Here is a 15,513-nt window from a genome sequence, read left to right as displayed (position 1 = left end):
CGCGAATACCCATGAAGTAGGCCAGGTTGGTACTGGCGGGTCGGGATTCGACCTGGTCGGGCGGACACGGTGCGTTGACGATCATGGGCCGTTCGATACGTTCCGCACCGGCGGCGCGCGGTCCGCAGCGCACCTTGCGAACACCGGTTTTCCGTTGCGCCACACCGATCGCGGCGGCCAAGCGAACATCTGGGTTAACCGATCCGGCAACCGGGTGGCGTTACCGCCGAAGCGCTGCCGACCCAACTTGCACTTCTCCCATCATTTGGAACAACTGCATTCGGCCGCAACGCCAGGGGGGCGAACTCCCCGTGACGATTCGGTGCCGAAAAGTCCACTCCGTGCACGTCGCACCACGGGCTCTGATCTACTTACGGCCGCCGCGCAGACGGCAGCCGCAAGCCGCAGCACACCACTCCGGGAGGAGTTCATGACCTATCCGCCGCAGCAGCCTGGACAGGGCGGGTGGGGCCAGCAACCCGCGGGCAACGGATTCCCGTCGCAGGGTCCGCAGGAATCCCCGCAGCAGCAGCCCGCCTGGTACGGCAACCAGCACACGGGCTGGGGCCAGCCGGGGCAGGAGCAGCCGCAGCAGGCGCCCATGGCCCCCCAGTGGGGCAGCGAGTTCGGCCCCGGTTCCTGGATCCAGGAACCCAATGGTTTCGCCGACGTCGAGCCGCCGGTGAAGAAGAAGTCCAAGCTTCCGCTGATCCTGGGGCTGGTCGGGGCGCTGGTCGTCCTCGCCGGAATCGGTGTCGGGGTGTACTTCCTGCTGGCCAGCGGGCCGGGCGAGGCCCGACCGATCGCCCAGCAGGTCGTCGAGAGGGTCAACGCACACGACTTCAACGGCGTCCGCAACCTCTTCTGCCAGGCCAACAGGACCGAGCTGCAGAGCCAGCTGCAGCAACTGGAATCGGGCAGGTTCAACATCCGGCTCGGCCAGGTCACCGAGCGTGGTGAACAGGCCACCGCACAGTTGCTAGGAACCTGGGAAATGGGCGGCGCGTCCCAACCTGTCGACCAGACCATGGGCCTGACGGTCGAGAACGGCGAGTGGAAGGTCTGCCAACTCGACCAATGAGCCAGCAGCGCAAGAATCGCGACAAGGGGGAAGACCAGTGACCTACCCACCTCAGCAACCGCCCGGTCAGGGCGGCTGGGGGCAGCAGCCGGGCGGGCAGTACCCGCCCAGCGGCCCGCAGCCGGGTGGCGCTTACCCACCCAGCGGCCCGCAGCCCGGTGGCGCCTACCCGCCCAGCGGCGGCCAGCCCCAGCAGGGCTACGGCCAGCAGCCCTACGGTCAGCCCGGCTACGGCCAGCAGGGCTACGGCCAGCCCGGCGGCGCCTACCCGCAGAGCGGCCCGCAGCCGCAGCAGGGCTACGGCCAGCAGCCGCCGTACCCGCCGCAGGGCGGCGATCCGTACGGCCAGGCGGGCTTCGGCGCGGAGCCGCCGAAGAAGAAGTCCCCGCTGCCCTGGATCCTCGGCGGCGTCGGCGCCGTGGTCGTGATCGGTGTGGTCATCGCCCTGGTCGTGGTCTTCACCGGCGGCCCCGGCGACCCCCGAGACGTCGCCCAGGAAGGCATCGACAAGATCAATGCCAAGGACTTCGCCGGTCTCCAGGGCATGGCCTGCCAGAAGGACCAGGAAGACTTCCAGAAGATGCTGGACACCTTCGAAGGCAAGGGCAGCGAGTTCGCCGAGCTCAAGGAGCTCGGCATCAGCGACGCCGACATCCAGAAGATGATCGACAGCATGAAGTTCGAGGTCAAGCTGGGCGACGTCAAGGACAACGGCGACAACACCGCCACCGCCAAGATCTCCGGCCAGATGACCTTCGCCGGTGACGTCGAGATCATGGGGCAGAGCCTCGGCGAAATGCCCCCGATGCCGATCGACGAAGAGATCAAGATGATCGTCGAGGGCGGCGACTGGAAGCTCTGCTGACCGCCGCTGGACCACACCGAACGGCCCGCCCCGAGCGCTCGGGGCGGGCCGTTTCGCGTCAGCCCTTGCTGGGGCGGCGTTGGGGGCGGGGTGGGGTCACTCCGTCGGCCAGGCGGCGGGTGGTCAGCAGGAACGCCGTGTGGGCCACCATCCGGTGTTCCGGGCGGACCGCCATGCCCACCACGTGCCAGGGGCGCAGCAGCGTCTCCCAGGCCTGCGGCTCCGTCCAGTTCTGCTGCTCGCGGATCGCTTCGGTGATCCGGGACAGCTGGGTCGTGGTGGCGACGTACACCACCAGCACGCCGCCGGGACGCAGCTTGTCGTGCATGGCGTCCAGCACCTCCCACGGCGCGAGCATGTCGAGCACCACCCGGTCGACCGGGTCGCCGTCGTACTCCCGGACATCGCCCAGGCGCAGCGCCCAGTTCTCCGGCTTCCCGCCGAAGAAGCGCTGCACGTTGCGCTCGGCGTGCTCCGCGTGGTCTTCGCGCACCTCGTACGACGTGACGCTGCCCTCGGGGCCGACGGCGCGCAGCAGGGAGCAGCTCAGCGCACCGGATCCGGCACCCGCCTCCAGCACCTGCGCGCCGGGTCGGATGTCGCCCCACATCAGGATCTGCGCCGCGTCCTTGGGGTAGATGACCTGCGCCCCGCGCGGCATGGACAGCACGTAGTCGGCCAGCAGCGGACGCAGCGCCAGGAACGACGTACCGCCCGCCGAACTCACCACCGAGCCTTCCGGCTGGCCGATCAGATCGTCGTGCGCCAGCGCACCGCGATGCGTGTGGTACTCCCCGCCCCGCTCCAGGACAACCGTGTACTTCCGCCCCTTGGGGTCGGTCAACTGAACCCGGTCACCGACCTGAAACTCACCGCTAACGGTGCCACTCAACTGCTGCCCACCTTCTCGCTACAGCTACAGCCCCCAATCGTCCCAGACCCCCCGAACCCAACCCACCTCGCCTCAACTCCCCGATCCGGTTAGGAGTGCCCCATCCAGGTGACCAGCGCGGGTGTGCGTTGATTGGGTGGGGGGTGAAGGGCACCTTTCGCCAAGTTAGTTGGTGGAAGGTGCCCTTCACCTGTCACTCATCGGGTGTCCGTCATTCGCGGCGGGTGCGGAGGGCGTTGCGGAGGTCTTCGCGGCGGAGCACGCCGCTCGGGCGGCCTTCGGCGTCGACGACCAGGAACTGCCAGGCCAGCACCGACTGGACGCGTTCCAGGACCGCGTCGGGGGGCTCGCTGTCGAGCAGGATGGTGTCCGGATCGACCGGTTCGGCGGCCCGTTCGGCCGGCTCGTTCGGCGCGTAGGTGGCCAGCCGCTCCGCCGCGGTCTGGTCGAGCAGTCCCACGGCGATGCCGTCGGCGCGCACCAGCACCACGCCCCGACCCGCCGCGGCCAGCAGCGCGTCACCCACCGGGCTCTCCGCGGGCAGTTGCAGGACCGGGCGCACCAGGTCTTGCAGCTTCAGCCCGACCGGCCAGCTCCTGCGCTGTTCAGCGGCGTGCTCCGCGCCCGCACCGGCCACCACGAACCAGGCCATCAGCACGCACACCCCCAGCCGCAGCCACTGGTCCTGGGCGTTGTTCAGCAGACCGACCAGGGCCCAGGCGATCAGGGCCGCCGCGACGACTCCGGCGCCGATCACGCCGGCCGTGGTGCCGGTGCCGCGTCTGCCGGTGAGCCGCCAGGTCAGCGCCCGCAGCATCCGGCCACCATCCAGCGGCAGCCCCGGCAGCAGGTTGAACACCGCCACCGCGAGGTTCGCCACGCAGGTCTGCGCGACCAGCAGCCAGACCGCGCCGCCGGGCGCCAGCGCCAGCCAGCCGAGCCCGGTGACCACCGCGAGCACCAGCGAGACCGCCGGTCCGGCGGCGGCGATCAGCCCTTCCTGGGTTGGTTTGGGCGGGGTCCGGGAGATCTCGGAGAGCCCGCCGAGCAGGAACAGCCGGACCCGCCGCACCGGCAGGCCCAACCGCAGCGCCACGATGCAGTGCCCGAGCTCGTGCAGCAGCACCGAAACCGCCAGCAGCACCGTGAACACCGCCGCCAGCACCGCGCTCTCCCAGATGCCCGCACTCGGCAGGATCCGGCCGACCAGCGGCGTGTAGAGCAGCACGATCAGCGCCGCGCCCAACCACCACGACGGCGACAGCAGCACCGGCACTCCGGCGACGCGGCACAGCAGCAGGCCGCCGTCGTTGAGCTTGGGCCGGGCAGGCGGCGTCGCGGTCGGCGGCATGCGCGAAGGGTAGTCCCCCACTTGTGAGGCAGTTGTGATCCGTACACGGGTGATCGCGTGTCGGACGGCTCGATTAGGGTTTCGGGCCATGGCGGAACCGGCACCAGTGGTGGCAGACGGGACATCCCGGGACGGGCGGGCCAAGCGCCCGGCGCTGTCCCCGTCCCGCGCGAGCGACTTCAAGCAATGCCCGCTGCTGTACCGGTTCCGGGCCGTGGACCGGCTGCCGGAGACGCCGACCAGGGCGCAGGTGCGCGGCACGGTGGTGCACTCGGTGCTGGAACGGCTGTTCGGGCTGCCGACCCCCGAGCGCGACCCGGCCCAGGCCCGGGAGCTGCTGGGCCCCGCGTGGCAGAACCTGCTCGCGCAGCAGCCGGAGCTCGGCGAGCTGTTCGACGGGCCGGAGGATCCCGAGCTGGCGGGCTGGTTGGAATCGGCGAACACGCTGCTGGACGCCTACTTCGAGCTGGAGGATCCGCGTCGGCTGGAGCCGGAGGCCTGCGAGCTGCGGGTGGAGACCGAGCTGGATTCCGGGGTGCTGCTGCGCGGTTTCATCGACCGGGTCGATGTGGCGCCGACCGGCGAGATCCGGCTGGTCGACTACAAGACCGGTGCCGCGCCGCGGGAGATCGGCGAGGCCAAGGCGATGTTCCAGATGAAGTTCTACGCGCTGGTGGTTTGGCGCACCCGCGGCGAGATCCCGCGCCAGTTGCTGCTGATGTACCTGGCCAGCAAGCAGTCGCTGGCCTACACGCCGGACGAGACCGAGCTGCGCCGCTTCGAGCGCACCCTGGAGGCGATCTGGCAGGCGATCCTGCGGGCCGGGAAGACCGGTGATTTCCGCCCGAACCCCAGCCGCCTGTGCGACTACTGCGACCACAAGGCGCTCTGCCCGGCCTTCGACGGCACACCCCCGCCCTATCCGGGCTGGCCGGAACCCGACCCCGGGCCGGAGTCGGTCCTCGACCGCACCGACTGAGCGGTTGCTCCGGCAGGAACCGGAACAACCGCTCACGAGCGGTCAGTCCTCGTACGGGTCGTAGTTGGCGGCGGTGCCGAAGTCGCCGGCCTGGGTCGGGTCGACGACCGCGAAGCGGCCACCGGTGGGATCACGCAGCACCGCGACGCGGCCGATGCTGGAGTCGTAGGGATCCACCCGGACCCGACCGCCGAGGGCGATCGCCTTGTGCACCAGCTCGTCGGTGCCGACCGCCGCGTCCGCACCGAGGTACAGCAACCAGTGCGGGCGGGTGTTCTCGGAGATGAACTCGCGGATCATGCTGACCCGCGCGAACACCGACTCGTCGCCGAGGTACCAGACCGAGTAGTCGGAGCGGTGCTCGGTGCCGAACTGCTCGGCGGCGTAGCCGAACAGCTCCTGGAAGAAGAGATCCGCGGTCTGCGCCTTGATGATGACCAGCTCGGCCCACATCAGGGTGCCCGGCAACCCGACGTCGAACTGCCAGGACTCCTCGGGTTCCAGCAGCCCGAACTCGGCGTCGGCCGGTCCCATCAGCACGGCCTTGGTACCCACCCGCGGCACGTGGTTGCTCGGCACGGTCAGCGCGGCACCGAGCGATTCGGCCCGCTCGACCGACGCGGCGCAGTCCGAGGTGGCGAGGTAGAGCCGCCAGCTCGACTGGTCACCGGATGCGGCGCGCAGGCTCGCCACCGGGAATCCTTCCCGCAACGCGATCAAGTGCTCCCCGGAGATCGGATCGCGGTGCGTCTCGTACTCCCAGTCGAACAGCCCCGCGTAGAACTCGCAGGCTCGTTCCAGATCTGTGCTGATCAGCTCTATCCAACAGGGCATTCCCGCGTAGAGCTCCCACCGCGGCGGGGTCGTTCCCGGTACCACGACGGCCATTTCCTCACCCCCACCGGCTTGTCCAAGATCGTCTACGGCACTCCATTATCCGCATCGCGTGCGGCTCGGTGGGCCAATCTGGTCACATTCCGATGGAGCAGCCCGACGTTTCGGACAACCTCCCGAGGATCGCCGATTTCGTCGGAAGACCGAACGAAACGCCATGTCCAGCCTCGCGCGATGCGAGCGGGCTGAACATGGCGTTCGCTCGAACAGAGCAGTGGCTACGGCCATCCGGCCGGTGGGCCCCTACAGGCGGCAGGCTCGGATGTCCGAGGACAGGATCGCCTTGGCTCCGACGATGACCAGGCGGTCCATGATCGCGGGGGCTTCCTTGCGGGAGACCATCGCGCGCACCGCCACCCAGCGGTCGTCGGCCAGCGGCGACATCGTCGGCGACTCCAGGCCCGGGGTCATCTTCGTCGCGTCGTCGAGCAGTTCGCGCGGGCAGTTGTAGTCCAGCATCACGTACTGCTGGGCGAACACCACGCCCTGCAGGCGGGCGACCAGCTGCTTCTTGGCCGACTCCTCGTCGGATCCGCGCCGCTGGACCACCACCGCCTCGGAGTCGCAGATCGGCTCGCCGAAGGCGACCAGCCCGTGCTGGCGCAGGGTTCGACCGGAGCCGACCACGTCGGCGATGGCGTCGGCGACGCCGAGCTGGATGGAGATCTCCACCGCGCCGTCGAGCCGGATGACCTCGGCGGTCACGCCGTGGCGGGCCAGGTCGTCGGCGACCAGCTTCGGGTAGGAGGTGGCGATCCGCTTGCCCTGCAGGTCGGCGACGGTCCACTCGTGCGGCCCGGCCGGTGCGGCGTAGCGGAAGGTGGAGTTGCCGAAGCCGAGCCCGAGCCGCTCCTCGACCGGGGCGCCGGAATCCAGGGCCAGGTCGCGACCGGTGAGCCCGAGGTCGAGTTCCCCGGAGCCGACGTAGATCGCGATGTCCTTGGGGCGCAGGAAGAAGAACTCGACGTCGTTGGTGGTGTCGAGCACGGTCAGGTCCCGCTGCTCATGGCGCTGCCGGTACCCGGCTTCCGCGAGCATCTCGGATGCGGGACCGGCCAGCGTGCCCTTGTTGGGCACAGCCACACGCAGCATGGGACTCGATCTCCTTCTTCTAAATTGCACGGATCATCTTGAGCAGCGGTGCGGGTAGCGAAACCTCAGTGCGAGCATGGCAGGAAGCGGCTTCGCCGCTCGCCTTGCGGCACGTGCGCCTGAGCACATCCCCACTCCGATCAGCATGGCCTGTCACAGGTGGCGGTAGACGTCCTCAAGGGACAGTCCACGCCCCAGCATGATGACCTGCAGCCGGTACAGCAGCTGCGAGATCTCCTCGGCGAGCTGATCGTCGGACTCGTGTTCGGCCGCGATCCACACCTCGCCGGCTTCTTCGAGGACCTTCTTGCCCTGGGCATGCACCCCGGCGTCGAGCGCGGCCACCGTCGCCGAGCCCGCCGGGCGGGTGCGGGCTCGTTCCTGCAGTTCGGCGAACAACTCGTCGAAGGTCTTCACGTGCTCGATCCTCGCATCTCCGCTCGTCGAGGTTGACGGCGGACCTGTTCGTTGCGGGCTGCATCACGGCAGGTCACCGCGAATCCACGTCACCGAAATCCGGTGGTCGCCTCCAGCGCCGCGCCCAGCGTGTCCTTGATCATCGCCAGCGCGGCGCCCTGCGGGCTGGATCGTCCGCCGGAAACGGTGACCGCGCCAGCGTCGCCGCAGTCGTAGCGCACCGCCTTCTCCGGGCCGACCAGCGACCCGAGCGGGCCGGCCACCGGCTCGGCCCGCAGCTCCACGCGCACCAGGTCGGGTTCGTCGAACCGCGCGCTGGCGACCTGCCGGAGTCGCGTGCCGGGCTCGGCGGGCGGCAACGGTTCGCGGATCGGCTCGGTCTCGACCGTGGCAGCGGCCGGGTCCCAACCCCACAGCAGGCCGCTGACCAGCCGAAACTTGGTGGCGGCGTCCTGGCCGGAGAGGTCCGCGGTGGGGTCGGCTTCGGCGATGCCGCGCCGCTGGGCTTCGGCGACGGCCGCGGCGATCCCCTGCCCGGCGGCGAGCTGGTCGAGCACGAAGGTCGCGGTGCCGTTGAGGCAGCCTTGCACGGCGCGGACGTCGAACCCGCGCAACGCCGATCGGGCCAGGTCACCGGCGGGCATCGCGGCCCCGGTGGCGCCGGAGATCCGCACCGACCGCCCGGCGGTCCGCGCGGTGGCGTCGAGCTGGCGCCACCGCGCGAGCAGGTGGGACTTGGTCGCTGTCACGACGTGCGCGCCGTGCCGGAGGGCGAGCAGCGCGTCCAGGCCGGGTTGCTCACTGCCGTCGGAGGGCACCGCCTGTGCCAGCACGCGGGCGCCGGTGCGCGCGAGCAGTTCGGCGAGATCCGCTGCCGCAGCCCACTGCTCGCGGGGCGGTACGGCCGCGTCGACCTCTGTCTGGGTGCTCCGGCCGCGGACCGCGACGACGCGCAGGTCCACGTCGTAGCGCTGACGCCACCGCACGCTGTGCTGTCGGACGAGTTCGACGTATTCCCGGCCGACCCGGCCGTATCCGGCCAGGACGATCGGGACGTCGAGCATCAGGCCGCCCTGGTGAACAGGTCGCCGAGCGCGGCGAAGTCCACGTCCGCCAGCGATTCGCGCAGCACCCGGTGCGGGCCGGACTGCAGCGGGACCTCGCACGGGATGGCGATCACGACGCAACCGGCGGCTTCGGCGGCGGCCACACCGGTCGGCGAATCCTCGATGGCGACGCATTCCGCGGGGTCCACGTCGAGCAGCCGGGCGGCCTTCAGGTAGGGCTCGGGGTCGGGCTTGTTCTTGCCGTCCACCTCGTCGCCGCAGACCGTCACGTCGAAGGAGTCCCGGCCGAGTGTCTCCAGCGCCAGGTCGGTCAGGGAGCGGATCGTCGAGGTCACCAGCGCGGTGGGAATGCCCAGCGCACGGGCTTCGCGCAGCGCCTCCGGCGCGCCCGGTCGCCACGGCAGGCCCTGCTGGAACAGCGCGACCATCCGGGCGGTGACCCACTGCGCCGCCGCGTCGACATCGGCGTCACCGTCGGCGACGCCGATGTCGGTCAGCAGCAACCGCATGCTGCGGGTCATGTTGGAGCCGACCATCGCTTCTCTGGTGGTGTCGGTGAGCGCGCCCCCGCGATGCGCGGCGTAGTCGTCCAGGGCGATGGTCCACAGCTTCTCGGAGTCGACGAGCGTGCCATCCATGTCGAACAGCACAGCGGCGGGTCCGGCATCGCGGGTCATCAGGCGGCGAGCTCCGTTCCGAAGAGGTTCGACCAGTGCCATCCCAAGTACAACACCCGAACCCGGAATACCCCACCAAAAGTGTCCAATCACTCGTCCGCATCGAGGTGAAGGGCACCTTTGACCGACTATGCCGGTCGAAGGTGCCCTTCACTCATCACCGGATCAGGTGTTGAAGTACTTGGCTTCGGGGTGGTGGGCGACGATGGCGTCGGTGGATTGCTCCGGGTGGAGTTGGAACTCCTCGGACAGCGCCACGCCGATTCGCTCCGGTTGCAGCAGATCGACGATCTTGGCGCGGTCCGCCAGGTTCGGGCAGGCGCCGTAGCCCAGCGAGAAGCGGGCACCCCGGTAGCCCAGCTCGAAGAATTCCTCCACTGTGGACGGATCTGCCGCGGCGACCGGAACGCCCGGCGCGAACAGCAGTTCCTGCCGGACGCGGCGGTGCCAGTACTCGGCCAGCGCCTCGGTGAGCTGCACACCGAGGCCGTGCAGCTCCAGGTAGTCGCGGTAGGCGTTGCGGGCGAACAGTTCGCCCGCGCGGTCCGCGATGGGCTGCCCCATGGTCACCAGCTGCAACGGCAACACGTCCAGTTGGCCGGTGGCCTCGGCGCGCTCCCGCGAGCGGAAGAAGTCCGCCAGGCACAGCCGCCGGTCGCGGGCCTGCCTGGGGAAGGTGAAGCGGCAGCGCTCCGGTGCGTCCACTTCGTCCTTGTCCAGCACCACCAGATCGTCGCCTTCGGACACGCACGGGAAGTAGCCGTAGACCACCGCCGCGTGCTGCGGAATCCCTTCGGTGGCAAGCTGATCCATCCAGTAGCGCAGCCTCGGTCGCCCCTCCGACTCGACGAGTTCCCGATAGGACGGACCCTGCTTCGCGCCGCGCAGTCCCCACTGCCCGAAGAAGGTGGCCCGCTCGTCCAGATAAGCCGCGTACTCGCCGATCGGCACGCCGCGCACCGCGCGGGTCCCCCAGAACGGCGGGGTGGGCACCGGGACGTCGGTGGCCACATCGGACCGGCCGATCGGTGCGGGTTCCGCCGCCGCCCTGCGCTGCTCGGCGATCCGCAGCGACCGTTCCCGACGCGCCTTGCGCTCGGCCTTCTTCGCCTCCTCGGCCGGGTCCGGGACCACCACGCCGCCACGTTTGCGGGCCATGATGGAGTCCATCAGCCGCAGGCCCTCGAAGGCGTCCCGCGCGTACCGCACCTCGCCCTGGTAGAGCTCGTCGAGATCACTCTCCACATAGGACCGGGTGAGCGCCGCACCGCCGAGCAGCACCGGGTATCGGTCCGCCATTCCCCTGGCGTTGATCTCCGCCAGGTTCTCCTTCATGATCACCGTGGACTTGACCAGCAGCCCGGACATGCCGATCGCGTCCGCGCCGTGCTGCTGCGCGCTCTCCAGGATCGTGTTGATCGGCTGCTTGATGCCGAGGTTGACCACGTGGTAGCCGTTGTTGGACACGATGATGTCGACCAGGTTCTTGCCGATGTCGTGCACATCGCCCTTGACGGTGGCCAACACCAGGGTGCCCTTGCCGTCGGCGGAATCCTTCTCCAGGTGCGGTTCCAGGTAGGCGACCGCGGCCTTCATCACCTCAGCGGACTGCAACACGAACGGCAACTGCATCTGCCCGGAACCGAACAGCTCGCCGACGACCTTCATACCCGCCAGCAGGTTCGCGTTGATGATCTCCAGCGGCGGCTTCTCACCCATCGCCACGTCCAGGTCTGTTTCCAACCCACCCCGCTCGCCGTCGACGATGCGCCGCTCCAGCCGCTCGAACAGCGGCAGCGCCGCCAGTTCCTCGGCGCGCGACGCCCGGCTGGACTTGGTGGTCTGGCCCTCGAAGAGCTCCATCAACTTCTGCAACGGGTCGTAACCCTCGCGGCGCCGGTCGTACACCAGGTCCAAGGCGACCTGCCGCTGCTCGTCGGGGATCTTGTTCATCGGCAGGATCTTCGAGGCTTGCACGATCGCGGTGTCCAGACCCGCGTCCCGGCACTCGTTGAGGAACACCGAGTTGAGCACCTGCCGCGCCGCCGCGTTCAACCCGAAGGAGATGTTCGAAATGCCAAGCGTGGTGCGGACTTCCGGATGCGTCCGCTTGAGTTCGCGGATCGACTCGATGGTTTCGATGCCGTCCCGGCGCACCTCCTCCTGACCGGTGGAGATCGGGAAGGTCAGGCAGTCGATGATGATGTCGGATTCGGCCTGCCCCCAGTTGGTGGTGAGGTCGTGGATCATCCGGTTGGCGACCCGCAGCTTCCAGTCCTCGGTGCGCGCCTGCCCGTCCTCGTCGATGCACATCACCACGACCGCCGCGCCGTGCTCGCGGACCAGCTCCATGACCCGCCGGTAGCGGGAGTCCGGGCCGTCGCCGTCCTCGTAGTTCACCGAGTTGACCACGCACCGGCCGCCGAGCCGCTCCAGCCCGGCGCGCAGCACCGGCGGCTCGGTGGAGTCCAGCATGACCGGCAGCGTCGACGCGGTGGCCAGCCGCGACGCCAGCTCGGCCATGTCGGCGGCCCCGTCGCGGCCCACGTAGTCCACGCACAGGTCGAGCAGGTGCGCGCCGTCGCGGGTCTGGGCCTTGGCGATCTCGATGCAGTCGTCGTAGTCGCCTGCCAGCATCGCCTCGCGGAATGCCTTGGAGCCGTTGGCGTTGGTGCGCTCGCCGATCACCAGCACCGATGCGTCCTGGTCGAAGGGCACCGCCTGGTACAGCGAGCTGACGCCCGGCTCGGGACGCGACTCGCTGCGCGGCGGCGCCAGCTCGCGCACCGCCGCGACGACCTGTCGGATGTGCTCGCCGGTCGTACCGCAACAGCCGCCGACCAGGCGTGCGCCGAAGTTCGTGACGAACTCGGCGAGCGCCTCGGCCAGTTCCTCCGGCGTCAGCGGGTAGACCGCACCGCCCGGCCCCAGTTCGGGCAGTCCGGCGTTGGGCATCACCGACAGCGGCACCCGCGAGTACTTGGCCAGCTGGCGCAGGTGTTCGCTCATCTCCGCCGGGCCGGTCGCGCAGTTCATCCCGATCAGGTCGATGCCCAGCGGTTCCAGCGCGGTCAGCGCCGCGGTGATCTCGGTGCCCAACAGCATCGTGCCGGTGGTTTCCACCGTCACCTGCGCGATGATCGGCACCCGCCGCCCGGCCCGCGCCATGCCGCGCTTGGCGGCCAGCACCGCCGCCTTGGTCTGCAGCAGGTCCTGGGAGGTCTCCACCAGCACGGCGTCGATCCCGCCGTCGAGCATGCCGACGGTCTGCTGTTCGTAGGCGTCGCGCAGCGCCTCGAAACCCACGTGCCCCAGCGTCGGCAGCTTGGTGCCCGGCCCCACCGCACCCAGCACGAACCGGGGCTGCTCGGCGGTGCCGAACTCGTCGGCGCAGCCGCGGGCCAGCTGCGCGCCGCGCTCGGCGAGCTCGCGGATGCGATCGGCGATGCCGTACTCGCCGAGGTTGGCCAGGTTCGCGCCGAAGGTGTTGGTCTCGATGGCGTCCGCGCCCGCCGCGAGGTAGCCGCGGTGCACACCGCGCACCACGTCCGGGCGAGTGGCGTTGAGGATCTCGTTGCAGCCCTCCAACCCCGCGAAGTCGTCGAGGCTCAGCGGCACCTCCTGCAACATGGTGCCCATCGCCCCGTCAGCGACCAAGACCCGGCGCTCAAGCGCCTCCAGCAGGGGTGACCAGGGGGAATGCGGCATAGCACCCAATGTACGGAGGGTCGCCAACCCGGTTCTCAGAGTGTGGTCCGAGCCCTGGGACGCCTGTCTTCGAGGTGGCCGCCCGCTTCCGAACCCAAGCCGAGCACTAGATGACGTCGTGGTGTTGCAGGTAGCGGAACACCGCTATGCCGGGGAGGACGGGCAGCCAGTAGGTCAGCAGGCGGGAGACCAGCACTGCCGTCACCGCCGCCGTCGCGGGCACGCCCATCGCGCCCAGCCCGGCCAGCAGCGCGGCCTCCACCGCGCCGAGCCCGCCGGGCGAGGGCACCAGATGGCCGAGGGTGCTGCCGACGATGAACACGACCGTCACGGCCGTCCAGGAGAACTCCGAGTGGAAGGCGGCCAGCGTCGCGGCCAAGCCCAGGCCCGACACCACCAGGTAGCCGAACGCGCCGCCGAACAGCTGGACGGCGCGGACCGGGTGCCGCAGCGTGTCGAACAACTCGCGGCCGACCGCCAGCGCCGGGCCGACGATCTTGCGGCGACCGAACGGCGAGCCGATCACCGCACCGGCCACCACCAGCACCGCGACGACGGCCACCAGCACCGGCCAGCCGGTCGGGATGGACAGGTTGCGGAACGTCCCCGCCAAGCCCGCGCCGAACGCCCCGACCACGGCCACCACGAACGCCACCGCCCCGGTGCCCGCCTGGTTCAGCAACGTCACCCCGACCGCCAGCGGTCGACGCAGCCCCAGCCGTTCCAGGTAGACCACGTTGATGCCGAAGAACCCGGCGCCGCCGGGCGTGGTTCGCCCGGTGAACGCGGCGGCCATCTGCACCGCGAAGGTGCGCCAGAACGGCAGCGGGATGCGGCTGGAGCCCTGCACCGAGATCGACGACAGCAGGATCGCCACGAACCCGGTCAGCACGGCCACCGCGAGCCAACCCCAGTTGGCCCGCCGCACGGCGCCCAGCACCTCACCCATGCTGGACAGCTCCGGCAGCAGCAGGTAGACGGCAGCGCCGATGAGCAGCAGGCCCACCACGGTGACCGGGCGAACCGGTGAGCGGAAACCCGGGATCGGACGACCGAGGCCGTCCGCGAGCGTCTCGCGCAGTTCGGCCATCAGATAGCGCCTGCGCTCGGCCTGGGCCCGAATCCGCCTCGGCAGGGCCAGCGGGATCAGGTTCCGCAGCGCCGCGGCCAACTGCTCGCCGGGCAGCGCGCGGATCGCGGTGGACACCGCCCGATCGGTGCCCACCACCGAGGCCAGCGACACCAGCGCCTCGGCCAGGTCCTGGGCGCAGCGCGCGGCGTCCGCACCCGGGTGGCTGAAGGTGAAGCTCAGCAGCCAGGGCCGGTTCTCGGTGTCGACCAGGATGTTCTTCGCCCGCAGATCGTGGTGGGCGATGCGGGCTTCGGCCAGCGCGGCGAGCTGCGCCCAGATCGCCACCAGCAGTTCGTCGTCGATCTCGTCGGGCCGCAGCTCCGGCAGCCTGCGCCCCGTCACCTGGCACACCACCAGCAGCGCGGGCGCGTGCTTGACGTCGCAGGCCAGCACGACCTCCGGGGTGCGCACCCCGGCACGTTCGGCGAGCAGCGTCACGTAGGCCTCGTGCTCGACCTCGTGGTGCGGGGTCGACAGCCGCGGCTCGTCCTGGACGTCGAGCAAGGTGAGCAGCCGTTTGATCTTGTACCAGGGCCCGGCGCGGCGGCTCAACCGCCGCACCACCTTGACCCGCAGCGTCCGCCCGTCTTCGGTTTGCACTGCGAACTCGCGCGGCTCCAGCAGCCGCTGCCGCAGCGCGACGATCGAGGTCGGTTTCAGCCCCGCCAACTCAAGTTCGCCGTAGATCACCTGGTCGGAGATCTTGCGCCCCGGAGCGCCCCAGACGACGTGCGACAACGTCCCGACACCCCAGCCCAGCAGCGCGCCGCCCACGGCGTCCAGCGGCAGGTGGCCGCCGAGGTGCACCACCGCCACCCCGACCAGCGCTGTCAGCCCCCACCCGGCATACCGCGCCGAGCCGCCCAGGTACGGCGCGGCGACCACCACCAGCACTGCCACGATGGCCACTTCCTCGGCGGGGAACGGAAACAGCCCCAGCAGCGGCGCGGGCACCGAACGGGCGCCCAGCAGGTGGTGCATCAGCTGGGCCAATCCCCAGGTCAACGCGCCCGATCCGGCGCACAGCAGCGCCACCCGGATCCAGCCGAAGTACAGCGCCAACGCGGTGACGCCCGCGATCCCGGCCCACGAACCCAGCCAGGTCAGCGCCACCCAGAGCGGGTCGGAGACCGCCGGGATGCGACCGAGTTGCTGGTAGATGGCGATCTCGACGGGGTTGGCGGGCACCAGCACCAGCAGCACGCCGAGCACCAGCAGCCCGCCGACCAGGCCGAGCTGGGCGAAGTCCCTGGGGCGGCGGCCGATCGACAACCGCAGCCGGGACCTCGGCGAGATCCCGATCTCGTCGCTCGGTGACGGCCTGGTGTTGTCCACTGCCCGGATCGGACTTCCTCTCC

At 70.1% G+C, this 15,513-nt stretch carries 12 protein-coding genes; 3 read left to right on the top strand and 9 right to left on the bottom strand.

From position 1 onward, the window contains the following. Positions 1-430 precede the first annotated feature (430 nt). Complete coding sequence (locus ACTWQN_RS07590; RefSeq protein ID WP_443202621.1) at positions 431-1,081, top strand: Rv0361 family membrane protein; 651 nt, start codon at positions 431-433, stop codon at positions 1,079-1,081. Positions 1,082-1,118: 37 nt separating this feature from the next. Next, positions 1,119-1,946, top strand: coding sequence for a hypothetical protein (locus tag ACTWQN_RS07585; RefSeq protein ID WP_443202620.1), 828 nt, complete (start codon positions 1,119-1,121; stop codon positions 1,944-1,946). A 58-nt stretch (positions 1,947-2,004) separates the two neighbouring features. On the opposite strand, the gene ACTWQN_RS07580 is transcribed toward ACTWQN_RS07585, so the two are convergent. After that, positions 2,005-2,838 carry a tRNA (adenine-N1)-methyltransferase gene (locus tag ACTWQN_RS07580; RefSeq protein WP_443202619.1) on the bottom strand — a complete coding sequence of 278 codons (834 nt, stop codon included), beginning with the start codon at positions 2,836-2,838 and terminating at the stop codon, positions 2,005-2,007. Between the two features lie 211 nt (positions 2,839-3,049). Further along, on the bottom strand, positions 3,050-4,189 hold the full coding sequence (locus ACTWQN_RS07575; protein WP_443202618.1) for a site-2 protease family protein: 1,140 nt from the start codon (positions 4,187-4,189) through the stop codon (positions 3,050-3,052). 88 nt (positions 4,190-4,277) lie between these two features. Here ACTWQN_RS07575 and ACTWQN_RS07570 point away from each other — a divergent pair, with 88 nt between their 5' ends. Continuing rightward, the gene (locus tag ACTWQN_RS07570) at positions 4,278-5,168 is read left to right on the top strand and encodes a RecB family exonuclease (protein ID WP_443202617.1); all 891 of its coding nucleotides are present in this window, start codon (positions 4,278-4,280) and stop codon (positions 5,166-5,168) included. 42 nt (positions 5,169-5,210) lie between these two features. Here ACTWQN_RS07570 and ACTWQN_RS07565 read toward each other — a convergent pair whose 3' ends face one another. The 7 genes from ACTWQN_RS07565 to ACTWQN_RS07535 form a co-directional block, all read right to left on the bottom strand. Further along, positions 5,211-6,056 (bottom strand): VOC family protein, encoded by an 846-nt coding sequence (locus ACTWQN_RS07565; RefSeq protein ID WP_443202616.1) that lies wholly within the window; start codon positions 6,054-6,056, stop codon positions 5,211-5,213. Positions 6,057-6,305: 249 nt separating this feature from the next. Next, a complete protein-coding gene (gene hisG, locus ACTWQN_RS07560; RefSeq protein WP_443202615.1) occupies positions 6,306-7,154 on the bottom strand; it encodes an ATP phosphoribosyltransferase in 849 nt (282 codons plus the stop codon). A 153-nt stretch (positions 7,155-7,307) separates the two neighbouring features. Further along, positions 7,308-7,571, bottom strand: coding sequence for a phosphoribosyl-ATP diphosphatase (locus ACTWQN_RS07555; protein ID WP_443202614.1), 264 nt, complete (start codon positions 7,569-7,571; stop codon positions 7,308-7,310). An 89-nt stretch (positions 7,572-7,660) separates the two neighbouring features. Next, entirely contained in the window at positions 7,661-8,635 is a 975-nt protein-coding gene (locus ACTWQN_RS07550; protein ID WP_443202613.1) for a homoserine dehydrogenase, read from the bottom strand. Next, a complete protein-coding gene (locus ACTWQN_RS07545) occupies positions 8,635-9,315 on the bottom strand; it encodes an HAD family hydrolase (RefSeq protein ID WP_443202612.1) in 681 nt (226 codons plus the stop codon). The genes ACTWQN_RS07550 and ACTWQN_RS07545 overlap by 1 nt, the downstream gene beginning before the upstream one ends. Positions 9,316-9,480: 165 nt before the next feature. Further along, a complete protein-coding gene (gene metH / locus ACTWQN_RS07540) occupies positions 9,481-13,023 on the bottom strand; it encodes a methionine synthase (protein WP_443202611.1) in 3,543 nt (1,180 codons plus the stop codon). Between the two features lie 106 nt (positions 13,024-13,129). After that, positions 13,130-15,490, bottom strand: a complete 2,361-nt coding sequence (locus ACTWQN_RS07535; RefSeq protein WP_443202610.1) for a lysylphosphatidylglycerol synthase domain-containing protein — start codon at positions 15,488-15,490, stop codon at positions 13,130-13,132. Between the last annotated feature and the right edge of the window lie 23 nt (positions 15,491-15,513).

The sequence above is a fragment of the Saccharopolyspora antiqui genome (assembly GCF_052246905.1).
GTDB lineage: Bacteria > Actinomycetota > Actinomycetes > Mycobacteriales > Pseudonocardiaceae > Saccharopolyspora.
Note: the sequence above shows the minus strand (reverse complement) of the source record. Positions and strands in the feature narration are given on the sequence as shown.